Annotated in this window: 9 protein-coding genes; 4 read left to right on the top strand and 5 right to left on the bottom strand. The window is 75.1% G+C overall.

The features are described 5' to 3' along the window. Positions 1–7,498, bottom strand: a 7,498-nt coding sequence (locus ACFWA9_RS30965; protein ID WP_380391427.1) for an SDR family NAD(P)-dependent oxidoreductase, incomplete at its 3' end; no start/stop codon positions are given. 306 nt (positions 7,499–7,804) lie between these two features. Beyond that, on the bottom strand, positions 7,805–8,788 hold the full coding sequence (locus tag ACFWA9_RS30960; protein ID WP_329486224.1) for a zinc-binding dehydrogenase: 984 nt from the start codon (positions 8,786–8,788) through the stop codon (positions 7,805–7,807). A gap of 111 nt (positions 8,789–8,899) precedes the next feature. On the opposite strand from ACFWA9_RS30960, the gene ACFWA9_RS30955 reads away from it, so the two are divergent. Beyond that, positions 8,900–9,469, top strand: coding sequence for a TetR/AcrR family transcriptional regulator (locus ACFWA9_RS30955; RefSeq protein ID WP_329486225.1), 570 nt, complete (start codon positions 8,900–8,902; stop codon positions 9,467–9,469). Between the two features lie 40 nt (positions 9,470–9,509). Here ACFWA9_RS30955 and ACFWA9_RS30950 read toward each other — a convergent pair whose 3' ends face one another. Next, positions 9,510–10,211 carry an SDR family oxidoreductase gene (locus ACFWA9_RS30950; RefSeq protein WP_329486226.1) on the bottom strand — a complete coding sequence of 234 codons (702 nt, stop codon included), beginning with the start codon at positions 10,209–10,211 and terminating at the stop codon, positions 9,510–9,512. Between the two features lie 241 nt (positions 10,212–10,452). Here ACFWA9_RS30950 and ACFWA9_RS30945 point away from each other — a divergent pair, with 241 nt between their 5' ends. Next, a complete protein-coding gene (locus ACFWA9_RS30945) occupies positions 10,453–11,496 on the top strand; it encodes a ketoacyl-ACP synthase III family protein (protein WP_352297852.1) in 1,044 nt (347 codons plus the stop codon). Between the two features lie 84 nt (positions 11,497–11,580). Here ACFWA9_RS30945 and ACFWA9_RS30940 read toward each other — a convergent pair whose 3' ends face one another. Then, positions 11,581–12,915 (bottom strand): LuxR C-terminal-related transcriptional regulator, encoded by a 1,335-nt coding sequence (locus ACFWA9_RS30940; protein WP_380391423.1) that lies wholly within the window; start codon positions 12,913–12,915, stop codon positions 11,581–11,583. 901 nt (positions 12,916–13,816) lie between these two features. Here ACFWA9_RS30940 and ACFWA9_RS30935 point away from each other — a divergent pair. Then, positions 13,817–17,101: a tetratricopeptide repeat protein gene (locus ACFWA9_RS30935; protein WP_380391421.1), complete on the top strand. Its 3,285-nt coding sequence runs from the start codon at positions 13,817–13,819 to the stop codon at positions 17,099–17,101. 136 nt (positions 17,102–17,237) lie between these two features. On the opposite strand, the gene ACFWA9_RS30930 is transcribed toward ACFWA9_RS30935, so the two are convergent. Beyond that, a complete protein-coding gene (locus tag ACFWA9_RS30930) occupies positions 17,238–18,908 on the bottom strand; it encodes an FAD-binding protein (RefSeq protein WP_359840076.1) in 1,671 nt (556 codons plus the stop codon). A gap of 221 nt (positions 18,909–19,129) precedes the next feature. On the opposite strand from ACFWA9_RS30930, the gene ACFWA9_RS30925 reads away from it, so the two are divergent. After that, positions 19,130–19,471 carry a hypothetical protein gene (locus ACFWA9_RS30925; protein ID WP_352297841.1) on the top strand — a complete coding sequence of 114 codons (342 nt, stop codon included), beginning with the start codon at positions 19,130–19,132 and terminating at the stop codon, positions 19,469–19,471. The last annotated feature ends 38 nt before the right edge of the window (positions 19,472–19,509 follow it).

The raw sequence follows: 19,509 nt of genomic DNA, 5'->3' as shown, positions 1-19,509 counted from the left end.
GCGCGGGGGTCCCGGCGCGGAGCAGGCCGCGCAGCAGCGGCGGCACCGGGCCGCCCGGGACTGCGGCGGTGTCGAAGCGCATCGGCACGACCAGCGCGCGGTTCTGCCGCACCGCCAGGTCGAACAGCCGCACCCCCGTGTCGTGCGGCAGCGGGAGCACGCCCGTCCGGGCCATCCGCGCCATGTCGGTGTCCGTCAGGCTCTCGGCCATGCCGCCTGCCTGGGCCCACAGGCCCCAGGCCAGGGAGGTGGCCGGCAGGCCGTGCCGGACGCGGTGCTCGGCCAGCGCGTCGAGGAAGGCGTTGGCGGCCGAGTAGTTGGCCTGGCCGGCCGCGCCGATCTGGGCCGAGACCGAGGAGTAGAGCACGAAGGCGGTGAGGTCCAGCTCCCGGGTCGCCTCGTGCAGCGCCCACGCGGCGTCGACCTTGGGCCGGAGGACGGCGTCCACCCGCTCCCCGGTCAGGGCGGTGACGATGCCGTCGTCCAGCACACCGGCGGCGTGCACCACCGCCCGCACCGGATGCGCGGCCGGGACGTCGCGCAGCACGGCGTCCAGGGCCGCCCGGTCGGCGGCGTCGCAGGCGGCGACGGTCACCTCGGCCCCCAGCTCGGCGAGTTCGTCCCGCAGCAGGGCCGCCGACGGGGCCGCCGGGCCGCTGCGGCTCAGGACCAGCAGCCGCCGGACGTCGTGGACGCGGACCAGGTGCCGGGCCAGCGAAGCGCCCAGCTCACCGGTGCCGCCGGTGAGCAGCAGCGTCCCCTCCGGGTCGAACCGGAGCTCCGGCGCGTCCGCCGCGGGCGCCAGCCGGGCCAGCCGCGGCGCCAGGACGACGCCGTCGCGCAGCGCCAGTTCCGGCTCGGCCGCGTCGGGCAGCGGCAGCGCGGCCGGGCCGGGCCGGCCGGTCACGGCGACGATCCTGAACCGGCCAGGGTGCTCGGTGCTCGCCGACCGGAGCAGCCCGCGCACGCCCGCCGCGGCCACATCGGTCTCGTCGAGCACGAAGGCCAGGCAGGCGTCGGCGAACCGCTCCTGCGCCAGCCAGCCCTGGACCAGTCGGAGCGCCCCCCGGGTCAGCTCGTGGGCCGAGGCGACGACGTCCGCGCCACCGGCGGGCACCGAGACCGTGACGAGCGCCGGCACCGGACCGGACAGCGCGGCCGGATCGGCGTCCCAAGCCAGCTCGACCTGGTCCGCGGCCTCGGCCCCGGCCGTCCCGACCGGGGTCCAGTCCACCTGGAAGAGGTGCCTGGCGGCGGCGTCGGCGGGGCCGCGTGCCTCGCGCCAGGTGAGCGAGTCGACGGTCAGCACCGGCCGGCCGGCCGCGTCGGCGAGGTGCAGGGCCACCGCGTCGGGCCCCACCGGGGTGATCCGGACCCGCAGCCGGCCGGTCCCGGTCGCGTGGACCTCCACGCCCTGCCAGGCGAACGGCAGCAGGCGCGGGCCGTCCCCGGTGGTGGCGCCCGGCAGCCACGGGTGCAGGGCGGCGTCGAGCAGCGCGGGGTGGACGACGAAGGCGTCCTCGGCGGGCGCGGCCCGCTCGACCTCGGCGCAGAGGTCCGCACCGGCCCGCCAGAGCCGCCGCAGCCCTCGGAAGGCCGGTCCGTAGGCGTAGCCGTGCTCGGCCAGCCGCCGGTAGACGTCCGTCGTGTCGACCTCGACCGCCTCCGGCGGCGGCCACGCCCCGGCGGCCGACGGCTCGGCGGCGGCCCGGCCGAGCAGACCGCTCGCGTTGCGCGTCCACTCGTCCTCGGCGTCGGCCCGCGAGTCGACGGCGAGGTCCCGGCGCCCGGCGGCGTCCTCGGCCGACACGGTCACCCGGATCAGGGCGACGCCGTGCTCGGCGAGGGGCAGCGGCGCGGTCACCGTCAGGTCCTCGATCCGGGGCGCGCCGACGCGGTCACCGGCCGCGACGGCCAGCTCGACGAAGGCCGCGCCGGGGAGCAGCAGTCCTCCGGGCACCACGTGGTCGGCCAGCCAGGGGTGGGTGGCGAGGGAGATCCGCCCGGTCAGCACCGCTCCGCCGTCCGGGAGTTCGACCACGGCGGCGAGCAGCGGGTGGGCGGCGTCGGTGAGTCCGGCGGAGGCGACGTCACCCGCGACGGGCTCCAGCCAGTAGCGCTCGCGCTGGAAGGCGTACGTCGGCAGCTCGACCAGACGCGGGTCATGCCCCGCGAACAGGGTGGGCCAGTCGACGTCCGTACCGTGGACGAAGGCGTGCGCGAGCGCCGTCACCGTCTGGCGGGCCTCCGGCCGGTCCCCGCGCAGCGCGGGCGCGGCAGCCTCGACGAGGGCGGAGAGCACACCGTCCGGGCCGAGTTCGACCCAGGCGCCCACCCCCGCCGCCTCGACGGCGTCCGCGAAGCGGACCGTGCGGGACACATGGTCCACCCAGTAGGCCGGGTCGCACCACTCGTTCTCGACCGGGAGGCCGGTGACGGTCGAGACCGCCGCAAGGCGCGGCGGGTGGAAGGTCAGACCCGACACCACCGCACGGAAGTCCTCCAGCATCGGGGCCATCAGCGGGGAGTGGAACGCGTGGCTGACATCGAGCCGCTTCGTGCGGCGGCCCGGCAGCGCCTCGACGACCGCACGAACCGCGCCCTCCGCACCCGAAACCACCACCGAAGTAGCCGAGTTGACCGCCGCGACACCCACCTCCGCGAGCCCGGCGAGCAGCGGGAGGACCTCCTCCTCGGCCGCCTCCATCGCGACCATCGCCCCACCGGCGGGCAGCGCGTCCATCAACCGGGCCCGCGCCGACACCAGCGCACCCGCGTCCACCAGATCCAGGACCCCGGCCACATGCGCCGCCGCGATCTCACCCACCGAATGCCCCACCAGCACCCGCGGAGTGACACCCCAGGAGGCGAGCAACCGGAACAGCGCCACCTCCAGCGCGAACAACGCCGGCTGCGCCAACCCCGTGCCGCCCAGGCCCTCACCCGAGGCGACGACCTCGGCCACCGGCGTGTCGAGCACCGCACACACCTCGTCGAACGCCTCCCGGAACACCGGGAACGCCTCGTACAACTCCCGCCCCATCCCCACCCGCTGACCACCCTGGCCCGCGAACAGGAACCCCACACCCGCCCGAACCGCACCCGCTCCGGCGCTTACGACATCGGCGCCTAGCAGCACCGCCCGGTGCTCCAGCACCGCCCGCGACGTCGCCAACGACCACCCGACATCCACCGGATCGACGTCACCCGAGGACGCCAGCTCCGCCACCCGGTCCAGCTGCCCGCCCAGCGCCTCCGGCGAGCGCGCCGACACGACCCACGGCACCACCGGCATCGCCGGCATCGCCGCCCGGTCACCGCCCACCGCGACCGCCGCCGGATCCCCCTCTTCGAGGATCACATGCGCGTTGGTGCCACTGATCCCGAACGAGGAGACCCCGGCGCGACGCGGACGGTCACCCGGGAACCACTCCCGGGCCTCATCCAGCAACTCCACCGCCCCGGCCGACCAGTCGACGTGGGGTGTCGGGGTGTCGAGGTGCAGGGACCGCGGCAGCAGACCGCTGCGCAGCGCCATCACCATCTTGATCACGCCGGCCACACCCGCGGCCGCCTGCGTATGCCCGATGTTCGACTTCACCGACCCCAGATACAGCGGCCGGTCCGCGTCCCGCCCGCGCCCGTACGTCGCCAGCAGCGCCTCCGCCTCGATCGGGTCACCCAACCGGGTGCCCGTCCCGTGCGCCTCCACCGCGTCCACGTCCGCCGCCGACAGCCCGGCGCTCGCCAGAGCCTGCCGGATCACCCGCTCCTGCGACGGACCGTTCGGCGCCGTCAGCCCGTTCGACGCACCGTCCTGGTTCACCGCACTGCCCCGCACCACCGCCAACACCCGGTGACCCAACCGACGGGCATCCGAGAGCCGCTCCACGAGCAGCACCCCCACACCCTCCGACCAACCCGTCCCGTCCGCGTCCGCCGAGAACGACTTGCACCGACCGTCCGCCGCCAACCCCCGCTGCCGCGAGAACTCCACGAACGTCCCCGGCGACGACATCACCGTCACCCCGCCCACCACACCCAACGCACACTCACCACCGCGCAACGCCTGCGCCGCCAGGTGCAACGCCACCAGCGACGAGGAGCAGGCGGTGTCCACGGTCAGCGCCGGACCGGTGAAACCGAAGGCGTACGCGATCCGGCCGGACATGACGCTCGGCGAACCACCGGTCAGCAGGAAGCCGTTCAGGTGCTCGGGGGCCGCGTGCCGCCGGGGTCCGTACTCCTCGGCACTGGCGCCGACGTAGACGGCGGTCGCGCTGCCGCGCAGGGTGTGCGGGTCGATGCCGGCGTGCTCGAAGGCCTCCCACGCCGTCTCCAGCAGCAGCCGCTGCTGCGGGTCCATGGCCAGCGCCTCCCGCGGCGAGATGCCGAAGAAGTCCGCGTCGAAGTCGGCGGCGCCGTCCAGGAATCCGCCGTGCCGGGCCGGTCCGGGCGCCCAGCCCCGGTCGGCCGGGAAGCCGCTGATGACGTCGCGCTCGCCGGCGACCACGTCCCACAGGTCGGCCGGGGAGGAGACTCCGCCGGGGAAGCGGCAGCCGATGCCGACGATCACCACCGGGTCGTCCTCCGCCACCGGTCGGACGGTGACCGGGGCCACCGGGTCGGGGGCGGCGTCGAACAGCGAGCGGTGCACGTGCGCGGCCAGCCGGCGCGGGGTGGGGTGGTCGAACACCAGGCCCGTGCGCAGCGGGAGTCCGGTCTCGGCGACCAGGGCGTCGCGCAGTTCGACCGAGGTCACCGAGGTGAGGCCGAGGTCGCGGAAGGCGCTGTCGACGTCGACACCGGCCGCGTCGGTGCCGAGGACCCGGGCGAGGGCACGGGTGACCAGGTCGGTGGCGGCGGCGTCGGGGTCGGGCGCGTCGGCCAGCCGCTGCCGCAGCGCTTCGGCGCGGGAGGGCTCGTGCACCGGGTCGTCGCCGCGCGGGATGCCGAGCCAGTGCCGGTCCCGCTGGAAGGCGTAGCCGGGCAGGGTGATCCGGCGGGCGCCGGTGCCCTCGAACAGGCGCGGCCAGTCGACGCCGACGCCGTGCTCGAAGAGCCGGCCGAGGGAGTTCAGCAGCCGCGGCGGTTCGGCCTGGCCGCTCCGGAGCGCGGGCAGGGCGAGGGCCTCGGGCCGGGTGTCGCCGATCGCGCCGGTGAGCGCGGCGTCGGGGCCGATCTCCAGGAAGGCGGTGGCGGCGCAGGCGCGGACCGCGTCCGCGAACCGCACCGGCTGCCGCACGTTGCGGACCCAGTGGTCCGGCGAGGCCGCCTCGGCCGCCGTGAGCGGGGCGCCGGTGACGGTGGAGACCATCGGCACGCGCGGCGGGCGGAAGGTGAGCCCGGCCACCACCTGGCGGAAGTCCGGGAGCATCGGGTCCATCAGGGGCGAGTGGAAGGCGTGGCTGACGGCGAGCCGCTTGACCCGCCGCCCCCGGGCGCGCAGTTGCTCGGCCACCTCGGCCACCACGGTGTCGACGCCGGACAGCACGACCGATTCCGGGCCGTTGACGGCGGCGATGTCGGCGGCGCCGGTCCGGTCGCCGAGCAGGGCACGGACCTCGTCCTCGGCGGCCTCGACGGCGACCATGGCCGCGCCCTCGGCGGGCAGCGCCTGCATCAGCGTGGCGCGGGCCGCCACCAGGGCGCAGGCGTCGGGCAGGTCGAGCACCCCGGCCACGTGGGCGGCCGCGATCTCACCGACGGAGTGGCCGACGACGACGTCCGGCCGGACGCCCCAGGAGGCCAGCAGTGCGGCCAGCGCGACCTCGACGGCGAACAGCGCGGGCTGGGTCCGGCCGGTGCGGTCGAGGCCCTCGCCGGTGTCGATCGTCTCCGCGAGCGAGCCGCCGAGCAGGGCGTCCAGCCGGGCGCATACCTCGTCGAAGGCCCGGGCGAACTCCGGGTAGGCGGCGCGGAGTTCGCGCCCCATGCCGATGCGCTGGGCGCCCTGGCCGGTGAAGACCAGGGCGAGCCTCGGCTCGTCCGCCACCGCGCCGGTCCCGGCGAGGCCGTCCAGACCGGCGAGCAGGTCGGCCGGGCCGGCGCCGACCACCACGGCGCGGTGGGCGAACACCGACCGGGTGGTGGCCAGCGAGTGGCCGACGTCCACCGGGTCCGCGGCGGCCAGTGCGGTGAGCTTCCCCGCCTGGGCGCGCAGCGCCGCCGGGGTGTGGCCGCTCACCACCCACGGCACGGCCGGCATCGGGGTGGCGGCGGGGCGCTCGGGCCGGGCCGGGGCCTCGGTCAGGACCAGGTGGCAGTTGGTGCCGCCCATCCCGAACGAGCTGACCCCGGCCACCAGCGGCCGGTCGGGGCGGGGCCACGGACGCAGCTCGCGCGCGACCTCCAGGTGGAGTTCGGCGAGCGGGATGCCGGGGTGCGGGGTCTCGTGGTGCAGGGTGGCCGGGATGGCGCGGTGGTGGACCGCGAGCACCGCCTTGACCAGGCCGGCGATCCCGGCGGCGCCTTCGAGGTGCCCGATGTTGGTCTTGACGGAGCCGACCAGCAGCGGAGCCTCGGCGGCGCGCGGGGCGGCGAGTTCGGCGCCGAGCGCGGCCGCCTCGACCGGGTCGCCCACCGGGGTCCCGGTGCCGTGCAGTTCGACGTATTGGAGGTCGGCGGGGGTGACCCCGGCGGCCCGGTGCGCCGCGGCGAGGACGGCGCGCTGGGCGTCGACGCTCGGGGTGGCGAGGCTCTCCTCGCCGCCGTGGTTGACGGCGCTGCCGAGGATGGTGGCCAGCACGGTGTCGCCGGCGGCGATCGCCGCGGCCAGCGGCTTGAGCAGGACGGCGGCGGCGCCCTCGCCGCGCACGAACCCGTTGGCGCGGGCGTCGAAGGTGCGGCAGACGCCGTCGGGCGACAGACCGCCCCAGGCGGCGAGCAGCGCCTCGTTGTCGGGACCGAGCAGCAGGTTGACGCCGGCGGCGACGGCCAGTTCGGACTCGCCGCGGCGCAGGCTCTCGCAGGCCAGGTGCACGGCGACCAGGGAGGAGGACTGTCCGGTGTCGACGACCAGGCTGGGGCCGCCCGCGCCGAGGACGTGGGAGAGCCGGTTGGCGATGACGCTGCGGTGCACCCCGGTGGCGGTGTGCCGGCCGAAGGTGTCGGGGCCGGCCCGGCGGCTCAACTCGCCGTACTCGTCCCAGATCGCACCGACGAAGACGCCGAGGCGGCCGGTGTCCGCGGGGCGGATCCCGGCGTTCTCCAGGGCCTCCCAGCCGACTTCGAGCACCAGCCGCTGCTGCGGGTCGGTGGCGTCGGCCTCCGACGGGGTCATGCCGAAGAACGCGGCGTCGAAGCGGTCGACGCCGTCGAGGTAGCTGCCCCGGGCCCGGCCGGGGCGCCCGGCGGGGGCGGCGGCGACCGCGTCGGTGCCGGTGCTCAGCAGCTGCCAGAACTCCTCGCCGCCCTGCGCACCGCCGAAGCGGCAGGACATGCCGATGACGGCTATCGCGCCGTCCGTCGCTTCGATCTCACCCACGGAGCCACTCATGCTTCCGGTTCTCCCACCGTCGATATGTTCGGGACAATGGCCGCACAGACGATCAGATACCGATGCTAGGCGTGAGAACCGTTCGGGCACTCCCCTGTCAAACCCCTACCGGAGGGGTCCCCCTTACCCCTTTTCGCATATCTCCGGGGTGCGCCGGGAGTTCCGCTCCGACCTGCGGAAAGGACGCCGGCGAAGGGCCGAGAACGACGAATGCGCCCGGTCCGTGGAACGGACCGGGCGCATGCGTCGTAGGGGTGACCGGCGTCGGTGGTCACGGCCGCCGCCGTGACTACCGCACCGGGGGGACTACGGGACCAGGACGGCCTTGCCGAGGGTGGTGCGCTCCTCGAACGCGCGGTGCGCGGCGGCGGCCTCGGCCAGCGGGAACACCTGGCCGACGACCGGCTTCAGCGAGCCGGCCGCGGCGAGGTCGAAGGCCGTCTGGCGCAGCCGGGCCCCGTACTCGGGCTGCAGGAAGACCCGCGGGCCGAAGCCGGAGACCGAGACGCCGCGGACGTACAGCATCTCGGGGTCGAACTGCGGGGCGGTGCCGCCGGCGGTGCCGTAGACGACCAGCCGGCCGAAGCCCATCGCCAGCAGGTCGAACGAGGCCTTGGAGATCTCGCCGCCGACCCCGTCGAAGGCGACCTGGACGCCGCCGGGGGCGAGGTCGCGGACGCGCTGCTCCCAGCCCTCCTCGGTGTAGTCGAGGACGTGGTCCGCCCCGAGCTCCCGGGCCAGGGTGAGCTTCTTCTCGCCGCGGGCCAGCGCGATCACCTCGGCGCCGGCGTTCTTCGCCAGCTGGACCAGCAGGCTGCCGACACCGCCGGCGGCGGACTGGACCAGCACGACGTCCTTGGGCTGGATCGCGGCGACCTCGGCCACGCCGACGGCGACCACGCCCTGGCCGAAGAGCGCCAGCGCCTCGTGCTCCCCCAGCCCGTCGGGGATCGCCTGGACGGCGCCGGCGGGCAGGACGGCCAGCTCGGAGTAGCCACCGGCGGTCGGGGCGGCGCCGACGACCTTCCGGCCGACCCACTCGTCACCGACACCGGCGCCGACCCGCACGACCGTGCCCGCGACCTCGAAGCCGGGGGCGTACGGCAGCGGCGGGTCCGGGAACCAGGCGAACTGCTGCATCAGGCCGGACCGGATCTGGGTCTCGGCGTAGCTGATCCCGGCCGCGCTCACCCGGACCAGCAGCTGGCCCTCGCCCGGCTCCGGGTCCGGGACCTCGTCGACCTTGAGGACCTCGGGCGAACCGTACTCGTGGAACCGAACAGAACGCATGGGTGCGTCTCCTTGACTCAGCTGCCGTGAACTTCACCATAAGCGGACCGGCGGTCCGCTTGGTTGCGATAGCGTAGCCCCGGATCACCGCTGGATGTCAAGGGAGCTCATGTGGCCGTCAGGGAGCGCGCGGACGCCGCGCACAACCGGCGCAAGATCCTGGCCACGGCCCAGCAGCTGTTCCGGGACGGCGGCGTCGAGCACGTCTCGATGGAGGAGATCGCCGAGGCGGCCGGGGTCGGCAAGGGCACCCTGTTCCGGCGCTTCGGGAACCGCGAGGGCCTCATCGGCGCCCTGTTCGACCAGCTCACGGAGGACTGGCAGGACGGCGCGCTCGACCGGCTGGCCGACCCGGAGGTGCCCGCCCGGGAGCGCGTGCTGCGCTTCGTCGGCGAGCTCTTCGACGAGGTCGTGGTGCCCGGCGGCCCACTGCTGCGCGCCCTGGAGAACGCCTCCCGCTCGCACGCCAACGTGGGCCGGTACCTGCTCTGGCACGACGCCCTCGCCCGGGCGATCGCCGAGGCGCGGCCGGGCGTGGACGCCGGGTTCATGGCCCACGCCGTCCTGGGCGTGCCGCGCGCGGAGTTCGTCGACCTGCTGGTCGGCACCGGGATGACCATGGACGCCGTCCGCGCCGGGGTGCTGGCGCTCACCGACTCGGTGCTCACCGCCCCGGGCTGAGCCCACCGGCCGGGCCGCCGGGCCGGCGGGCCCGCCCGCGTCACCAGGCCGGCGGGAACGCGTCCACCACCTGGCCGGAGACGTGCGAGGACTCGGCGGAGAGCAGGAAGCGGGCGAGCGGCAGGTTGTCCCGCACCGCCGGCAGCGCGGGGTACGGGGTCTCCCGCCCCAGGGCGTCCGCCTTGCGGGTGAGGAAGTCGCGGGAGAGCGCCGTCTCCGCGACGATGCCCAGCGCGTTGGCCCGCACGCCCGACCCGGTGAGCTCCTTGGCGAGCGTGCGCACGTAGTGCTCCAGCGCCGCCTTGGCCGAGGCGTACGCGCCGAGCATGTCGACCGGCACCCGGGCGCTGTGCGAGCCGAGGGCCAGCACGCTGCCCCGCCCGGCCGCGCGCATCGGCGGCACCGCGTACCGCAGACAGCGGACGAAACCGAAGAACGTGGCGTCGAAGACCCGGTTCAGCTCGTCGGCGCCGACCTCCCAGCCGTACCCGACCGCCGAGGCGTCGCCCGCGCTGTAGACCAGGCCGTACGGGGCCGGCGAGACCTCCGCCACCTGGGCGAAGAACGCCGCGACGCTCTCCTCGTCGGTCACGTCGACCTGCCGGTACAGCACGCCGCCACCGGACGGGCGGGCGCTGCGGGCGCCCGCGATCACCGTCCGGCCGGCGCCGGCGAGGTCCTCGGCCAGCGCGGCGCCGAAGCCGCTGCTCGCCCCGACTATGACGACTGCGGACTCTTCCACGTCAGACTCCCGGGCTGCGGTGGTGGTACCCCTGCGGCCATTTCCGTCGAACACGGCCGATCGCTATTCTGCCCACCGCTCCCGTTCCTTTCCGCAGGAAATAGGCCCGGTAGGGGTTGTTTAGGGGCTGCCAGTACCGCGACACCCCGGTTATGCTACTGTCCGCCGCCTTCCGCAGGATTTCCGGAAGTCCCGGCATTTCCTCGAATCACCCGTCCGAGCCCGCCGGGAGCAGGTTTCCGTGATATTCGACGACCTTTATCTGGACGGCATCGCCGCCGTCGTCCCGGACTTCGTCACCGTCGCCGACGCGGCCGCCCGGGGGCTCTGCGACGAGGAGCTGGCGACCGGGACGGACTGGCTCTCGGTGGCCGTCGCCGGTGACGTCTCCGCACCCGACATGGCCGCCCGGGCCGGGCGGGACGCGCTGGCGATGTCCCACCACGACGCGGCGGACATCGCCGTGCTGATGCACGCCAGCGCCGGGCACCAGGGCCCCGACATCTGGTCCCCGGCGCACTACGTCCAGCGGCACACCATCGGCGGGTACGGCCCCGCGCTGGAGGTCCGGCAGGGCTGCAGCGGCATGGTCGCCGCCCTGGAACTGGCCGGCTGCTACCTCACCGCCGCCCCGGACCGCGGCGCCGCCCTCGTCACCGCCGCCGACAACTGGGCGCATCCGCTCATGGACCGCTGGCGCGGCACCAAGTGGGCGCTGTTCGGGGACGCCGCCTCGGCCCTCGTCCTCTCCCGCCGGCAGGGCTTCGCCCGGGTGGTGAACGTCTGCGCCTCCTCGCTGCCGGACCTGGAGGAACTGAACCGCGGCGGGGAGGCGCTCTTCCCGCCCGGGGCCACCATCGGACACCGGGTCAGGCTGCGCGAGCGGGTCGAGGCGTTCCAGGGCGACCAGGCCGAGATGGCGAGGCTCATCGGGCAGGCCGAGGCCGGGCTGATCCGCCGCACGCTCGACGAGGCCGGTCTGAAGCCCGGCGACATCAGCCGGGTGACCCACCAGAGCGCCGGGCGCAGGAGCATCGTCGAGCACATCCTGGAGCCCTTCGACGGCGATCTGCGGCTCGGCATGTGGGAATTCGGCCGCCGGCTCGGTCACACCGGCGCCAGCGACCAGGTCTGCGGCCTCTACCAGCTGCTCGCCGGGCGGGAGGTCCACCCGGGCGACCACGTCATGCTGCTGGGCACGGGTGTCGGCATGGCGTTCGCCTGCGCGATCGTGCGGGTCCTGGACGAACTGCCCGCCACGGCGGCCCCGATCCCGCTGCCCTGACGCCACCCGCCGGGAACGCCCGGGGGCCCGTCGTTCGACTGCCGCAGGCAGTGGTCGAACGACGGGCCCCCGCCGCGATCCGGCTCACCCCAGCTTCCTGCGCAGCTCGCTCCGGCCGGCCACCCGCAGCTTCCGGTAGGTACGGGTCAGGTGCTGTTCCACCGTGCTGACCGTGATCGACAGGGAGCGCGCGATCCGCTGGTTGGTCTCGCCCTGGGCGGCCAGCAGGGCCACCCGCTGCTCCGACGGGCTGAGCTGGTCCAGGAACCCCGCGTAGCGGTCCGTCACCTTGTAGCGGGCGACCCGGTGCGGGGCGGCGCCGGGCAGCTCGCCCCACTGCAGGGCCCGCAGCGAGGAGAGGAACCCGGGCCGCCCCGAGGTGTCCTGGAGGGTGGCGAACAGCTCCTCGCGCAGCTCCTGCCGGCGCCGCCCGCGGGCCGTCGCCCGGCCGAACACCCGGGACCGGTCGCCGGCCGGCACCGCCCGGTCCAGCTGGGAGTCGACCATGGTGAGCGCGTTGTCGTGGTCGCCGACGCCCAGGTAGGCCGCGGCGGCCGCGAGCCGCCAGGCGTAGAGGTCCGGGTCCAGCCCCCAGGAGGCCAGCAGCCGGCCGCAGCTCATGAAGTCGGCCAGCGCGGACCGGTGCTCGCCGGCGGCGAGGTGGAAGTGCCCGCGGGCGTACAGGTAGCCGAGGCAGTGCCGGGTCTCGTACATCGGCGCGGGCACCGGGCGGCGCACCCACTCCTTCGCGGCGCCGGGCTCCGCGAGGTCGGTGTACCCGGCGACCAGGCAGGCCAGCGGCCCGCCGATCCAGGCGCCCCGGCGCTGCGGCGGGACCATGTCCAGCACGGCCTCCGCCCGGGCCAGCCCGACCAGGACGTCGCCCCGGTGCAGCGAGGCCTCCGCGCGGGCCGCCAGCAGCCGGGGCGCCCAGGTGTCGGCGGCGAGCCGGACGGCGTCCGGCAGCACCGCGTCGCACCAGGAGATCGCCGCCTCCGGCCGGTTGCTGTGCACCAGGGCGGTGACCGCCGCGAGCACCGCCGAGGCGGTGTCCTCGCGGAAGACGCAGGCGGAGAGCGCGGAGGCCGCGCCGTCCGCCGGGTCCGGCAGGCCCGGGTCGCCGAGCAGCCGGCTCGCCAGGGCCCAGGCCGCCCGGTGCCGGACCGGGCCGCTGTCCTCCTCCCCGCCCGCACCGGCCGCCGGGCCGCCGGGCGGGACGCGCTCCGCGTCCGCGGCCACCGCGCGCAGCAGGCTCGGGAACTCACAGGCGACGAGCAGCCGGTCGGCCGCCGCGTCCAGGTGCCGCTGGCCGTTCCGGGCGCCGCCGCCCGCGTCGCGCCGCCGCTCCAGCACCGCCAGCAGGTCCTTCGCCTGCCAGAGCAACTCGGGGGCCGTCTCGGGTCGTTCGACAAGATTCATCGGTGGTTCGCATCCCTCCGGGACCACGGGCCACATGGTCCGGTCATGGCGCGGGCACGGCCGGAGCACAGGCTCGGCCCGGCGCGCAGGGGCAGGCATGGGTGACGTACGGGCGGGGGCGGGGTGCGGCACGGAGCCCGCCGTCCGGCGCGAAGGCGTCCGGAAGCGGCGGTCGTCCGGCGGTCGGCCCGCCGATCGGGGTGAAGGGACGAGGGGGGACGCTCCCAGGGCGGCCCCAGGACGCCCCGGGACGGCGCCTCGGGTGCCGCGACGCGGACGTCGGGCCGCCGGGCCGGGCCACGGGTGGCCGGGAGCGGAAGGAAGGACGGCCGCGGACGGACCGGGCGGGCGCGGCCGACGGACGCCGGGCGCACGGGCACCGGGCCGAACGTGCCGGGCGTGCGGTACCGGGCCGGTCAGGCCGGGCGGCAGCGCGCGGTCACGAGGCCTGCGGCCACGGCGGCGGGTTCGCGCCCGGGCGGCCGAACGGCCGGCCTTCCGCGGTGTCGGGCGGTCGTGAAGTCTCGGTCATGTGGCGGCCCCCGTCGTCACTGGTACCTGTCTACCTCTACGGACGCTCATCATGGCCGATGCCGTCCTCCGGCCGTCCTCCGGCCGTCCCCGCGCGGTCCTCCCCCGGAGCCGGTGCGATCCGATCGTTCGGACGGAAACTCCGGGACCGTCCGGCGCGTTGGTCCGAGGGCCCGGCAGCCCGGCCGCACGCCCGCGCCGGCAGGCCCGAAGCGGGCCGGTGGTGTCCGAACCGGCCCCGCGCCCGCGCCGGAGCCGCGGCTGTCGACCGTGGAATATGGCATTCGAAGATCCGTTTGAATCCAAGTAGCATCGGGGCGAACAGCCCGCGACGGACTTGGTGACGGCGCGTCAGAACGGGGGAGGCTGAGTGAAATTCCGCATTCTCGGACCGCTGGAGGTCGGGGCGAACCACCGCAAGGTGCCCCTGGCGGGCCCCCGGCAACACCTGGTGCTCGCCCTCCTCCTGCTGAAGGCCAATCAGAGCGTGCCACTCGGCGAGCTCGTCGACGCGCTCTGGGACGATCCGCCGCGGACGGCCGAGAAGCAGGTCCGCAACGCGGTCTCCATGCTGCGCGGTCTGCTCAAGTCCGCCGGGGTCACCACCCTGCCGACCGCCGTCGGCGCCACCGGCTACCGCCTCGACGTCCCCGACGACCAGCTCGACGCGGCCGCGTTCGCCCACGCGCTCGCGGCGGCCCGGCACCACGCCGCCGCCGGGCAGTTCGCCGCGGCGGTCGAGGAGTTCCGGGCCGGGCTCGCCCTGTGGCGCGGACCGGCCCTGGCCGGCCTGGACAACTCGGCCCTGCAGCCGCACACCTCGCGGCTGGAGGAGCAGCGGCTCACCGCGATCGAGGAGTGCGTCGACCTCGAACTCGCGCAGGGCCACCACCAGGCCGTCGTCCCCGAGCTGACCGACTGGCTCAGCGCCCACCCGCTGCGCGAGCGGCTGGCCGGCCAGCTCATGCTCGCCCTCTACCTCTCCGGCCGCCAGTCGCACGCGCTCACCGTGTACGAGTCCACCCGGCGGCGGCTCGCGGACGCGCTCGGCCTCGAACCAGTCCCGGAGCTGCGCGAGTTACGCCAGCGCATCCTCACCAACGACGCGGCCCTCGGCCGCCCCCGGACCTTCACGTTCGCGCCGCCCGCCCCGCACAGCCTGCCCAAGGACATCAGCCACTTCACCGGGCGGGAGCAGGAGCTGCACACCCTCGCCGACCGGGTGACCGGCCACCACGACCAGGTGGCGCCCAGCAACGTCCTGCTCGCCGCCGTGGACGGCATGGCCGGGGTCGGCAAGACCTCGCTCGCCGTCCACCTCGCCCACCGGATGACCGAGCGCTACCCCGACGCCCAGCTCTACCTCGACCTGCACGCGCACTCCCCCGGCCTGGCCCCCCTCGATCCGGGGGCGGCACTGGAGAAGCTGCTGCGCTCGGTGGACGTCACGGGAGCCGCCGTCCCCGAGGACCTGGAGGAGCGGGCCGCGCTGTGGCGCACCAGGCTGGCCGGCCTGCGGGCGGTCCTCGTCCTGGACGACGCGGCCAGCTCCGCCCAGATCCGGCCGCTGCTGCCGGGGACGGCCGACTGCCTGATCCTGGTCACCAGCCGAAGCCGGCTCACCGACCTGGACGCCGCCGCGGTGCTCTCGCTGGACCCGCTCCCGCCGGCCGACGCGGGGCGCCTGCTCGACCGGATCGTGGGCGACCGGCGGGTGGCCGCCGAGCCCAAGGGCGTCGCCGAGCTGCTCCGGCTCTGCGGGTACCTGCCGCTGGCCATCCACGTCTCGGCGGCCCGGCTGCGCCACCGGCCCGCCTGGACCGTCGCCTACCTCACCTCCCGGCTGCGCGGCCACCGGCGCCGGCTCGGCGAGCTGCGGACCGCCGAGAGCGGCATCGCCGCCGCCTTCGACCTCTCCTACCGCCGGCTCGGACCCGAACCGCGGCAGCTCTTCCGCCTGCTGGGCGTGCTCCCGGGGACGGACTTCGACGCCGACGCGGCGGCGGCCGCCGCCGGGATCGACCGACGGGCCGCGGACCGCGTGCTGGAGGAACTGCTCGACGTGCACCTGGTCCAGCAGCCGCGCGAGGAGCAGTACCGGCTGCACCCGCTGCTGCACGCCTACACGGTGCACCTGGCCGCCACCGAGGCCGGTGAGGCCGAGCGGCAGGCGGCGCTGACCCGGTTGTTCGACCACTACCGCCGCACCGCGGCGGTGGCCATGGACATCGTCTCCCCGCCGTGGCGGTGCGACCGCCCGCCGCTGCTCCTCCCCGGCGGGCCCGCGGCCTCGCCGGCCGGACTCGACCAGGCCGCCGAGTGGCTGGAGGCGCAGTGGCCGAACCTGCTGTCGGCGGCGGAGACGGCCCGGCGCGGCTGGCCGGACCAGAGCGCCGACCTGTTCCGCGTGCTGCGCCACTACCTGCACCTGCGCGGCCAGCACGCCGAGGCGCTCTCGTTGCACAGCCGCACCGTCGCCCTGGCCCGCGACACCGACGACCGGGAGCTGGAGAACCTCGCCCGGTACGGTCTGGGCCTGGCCAACCAGCGGCTCGGCCGCTACGACACCGCCCTCACGCACTTCCGCCAGGCCCTCGACGTCGCCCGCGAGCTCGGCGACCACGTGACGCACGCCCGCACGCTCAGCAACATGGGCCTGGTGCTCCACCGGCTCGGCCGCTACGAGAGCGCCCTCACGCACTTCGCCCAGGCCCTCGACCTGGCCCGCGACACCGGCACCCCGAGCGCGGAGTGCTACGCGCTGTGCGGTCTGGGCCTCGTCCACGAACGCCTGGGCCGCGCCACCACCGCCGTCATCCACCTGCGCCAGGCCCTGGTGATCGCCCAGCGGATCGACGACCGCGACATCCAGGGCTACGCGCTGAGCAACCTCGGCCGGGTGCAGTGCGGCCCCGGCCACTACGAGCAGGCCTGCGACGACCTGCGCAGGGCCCTGGCCCTGGCCCGCGAGACCGGCGCCCGCGACCTCGAAGGCCACACCCTCTGCGGGCTCGGACTCGTGCACCAGCGCCTCGGCGACTTCGACACCGCCCTGGCCCACCTCCACCAGGCGCTCGCGCTCGCCCGCGAGACCGGCACCCGCGACCTCGAGGGCCACGCGCTCTGCGGCCTCGGGCTCGTCCACGAACGCCTGGGCCACCACTCCCGCGCGCTGGCCCACCTGCACGAGGCCCTCGGCCTCGCCCGCGACACCAGCACCCGCGACCTCGAAGGCCACGCGCTCTGCGGCCTCGGGCTCGTCCACGAACGCCTCGGCGACCACGACACCGCCCTGACCCACCTCCACCAGGCGCTCGCGCTCGCCCGCGAGACCGGCACCCGCGACCTCGAAGGGCAGGCGCTCGGCGGCCTCGGCGAGGTCGCCTGCCGGCGGGGCGACCCGGCCGCGGCGCTGGACCTGCACGGCCGGGCCCTGGCCATCAGCCAGGAGACCGGCGACCGCCACCGCCAGGGCCGGGCGCACCGCGGCCTCGCCGCGGCCCACCGGGCGCTCGGCGCGCCGGACGCCGCCCATGAGCACGACCGGCTGGCCGACCAGCTCCAGCGGCAATCCGGCGGGTGGCGCCCGGCCGGGCCGGACCGACGGCGCGGCCCGGCCGAGCGCCCGGCCCCGAGGGACCTGGGGCGGGTCTGAGCGGGCCCGGGGCCGGTCCGACCGCTCGCGTCACATCGTCGCGCGGCGGGAACGGCCGGACCGGCGGGCCCCCGGGGGTGTGCGCGCAGTACCGCCGGATCCGCGACGCGACGTTGCGAGCACCTGCGAACACCCCCTAGTGCGGGCGGACCGACAGCGCGTGGTGGAAGATGTCGCGCGGGTCCCGGGCGGCCTTGATCTGCTGCAGCCGCGCGTAGTTGTCCTTGTAGTAGATCGTCGACCAGGGGGCGGACGAGGTGTTCCAGGCCGGGTCGGCGAGGTCGACGTCGGGCCAGTTGACGTAGTTCCCGTCGGTGACGCCGTTGGGCACCGGCACGCCGCCGGTGGTCGCGTAGACGTCCCGGTAGAGCTCCCGGACCCACTGCAGCTGGCGGGTCTCGTCCGCGGCGTCGGACCAGTAGTTGGAGAAGGAGGCGAGCATCACCGAATCGCGGTGCGGCACCGCGGTCGTGGTCGGGGAGAAGGAGTTGACCTTCCCGCCGAAGGAGAAGAGGCCCATCAGACCGGAGGCGTACGTGTACGAGGGGCTGGTCAGGTAGCGGTAGACGGTGCGCAGCTGGTCGGGGGTGTACCCCTTCTTGTGGTAGGCGCCCTTGGTCTTCGAGCGCAGCAGCAGGCTCGGGATGCCGAACACGCCGGCCACCTCGGAGGCGCTGGTGGTCGTGGTGTAGAGCCACGGCAGGTTGCCCGTGGTGCTCGCCGCCGGGGCCGCGGCGACGTTCCTCGTCATCGCGGCGGCGAAGTCGGTCAGCATCTGCTGGGTGCCGGTGACGGTCGGGTCGACCTGGGCCCGGACGATGACGCCGCCCTTGCCCTGGCGGATCGCGATGAGCGAGGCCCAGAGCTGGTTGGCGGCGGCGCCCGGTGCGCTGTTCTGCTCGTGCCAGGTGCCGAAGTTGGTGACGAGCGTGGTGAACGCCGCCTCGTCCAGCTGGGACCAGTCCCAGAACAGCGTGGTGATCATGATGCCGCCCGGGGTCGGGGGCAGCAGCTTGGTCGGATCGGTGCCGGTCGCGCCGGGCGAGCGCAGCCAGAACCGGGTGACGATGCCGAAGTTCCCGCCGCCGCCGCCCGCGTGGGCCCACCAGAGGTCCCGGTTGGGGTCGTTCGCCGAGGAGGTGGCGATCACCGAGCGGGCCATGCCGAAGGCGTCCACCACGACGACCTCGACGGCGTAGAGGTTGTCCGCGACCAGGCCGTAGAGGCGGGACAGCACGCCGTAGCCGCCCCCGGTGATGTGGCCGCCGACGCCGACGCTGGGGCAGGAGCCGCCGGGTATCGTCACGCCCCAGCCGAGGTCGAGGGTGCGGTAGACCTGCGAGAGGATCGCGCCGCCCTCGACCGCGAAGGCGTTCATCGTCGCGTCGAAGTACACCGCGCGCATCTCGGACAGGTCGATGACCACCCGGACGTCCGGGTCGTCGACGAAGTTCTCCAGGCAGTGGCCGCCGCCCCGCACGGTGACCCGCTTGCCCGCCGCCACGGCCTCGTTGACGGCCTGCACGACCTGGCTCGTGGAGCCGACCAGCTTCACCGCGTCGGGGTTGCCGGTGAAGCGGCGGTTGTACCCGCGCAGCAGCAGGTCCGGGTAGCGCCGGTCGCCGGGCGCGACACTGACCGGGCCGAAGCCCTGGGTCAGGAACGGCCACGACTGGTCGGCGCCGGCGTCCGGCACCGGCGCGGCCGCCGCGACCCCGCCGCCCACGACGAGATCCGTCGCGGCGATCCCGAGTCCGGCCGCCCCGAGTCCGGCCAATGTAAAGCGTCGACGAGACAACTCCGCCATGAAATCCCCCTGCTGGCACCAGCACGCGTCCGAATGTCACGAGAAGGCCCGAAGTCGAATTCCGGCCACCTCGTTCGGCCAAATGATGCTACGTCCGGCGGGCCCGTCAACCGGCCCCCTAAGAACCCCCTATCCCGCCCCCGCGAAGGCGTCCGGAACACCACCCTTCTGGGAGGCTGACCTCACGGTATGTCCGCGCGCGGCAAGAGAGTTGGATTGACATGACCACTTACCTCATCACCGTGCTGAGCAACGTGCACGAGGGTCGGGAGAAGGACTTCCACGACTGGTACGAGAACACCCACATTCCGGAGATTCTCGAAGTTCCGGGAGTTCTTTCGATCCGCCGGCTGGTGCTCAACGACGAACAGATCGGCGCCGACAAAGGGCACTCGCAGGCCCACTACCGCCATCTGACGCTGATCGAGATCGAGACCGACGACTTCGACGCCTCGCTCGCCGCCATCAGCACCCTGGACGGCAGCCGGGCCGAGGAGCTCCTGGTCCCGGGCCAGGTGCTGGCCTCGCTGTACCGGGACCCGAAGGTGTACACCCGGTCCTGACCCGGCGCGGGGCCTCGGCGGGGCGGGCGGACCCGGCC

The sequence above is a fragment of the Kitasatospora sp. NPDC059973 genome (assembly GCF_042737525.1).
Lineage (GTDB): Bacteria > Actinomycetota > Actinomycetes > Streptomycetales > Streptomycetaceae > Kitasatospora.
This window is presented reverse-complemented; position numbering and strand designations above follow the sequence as displayed.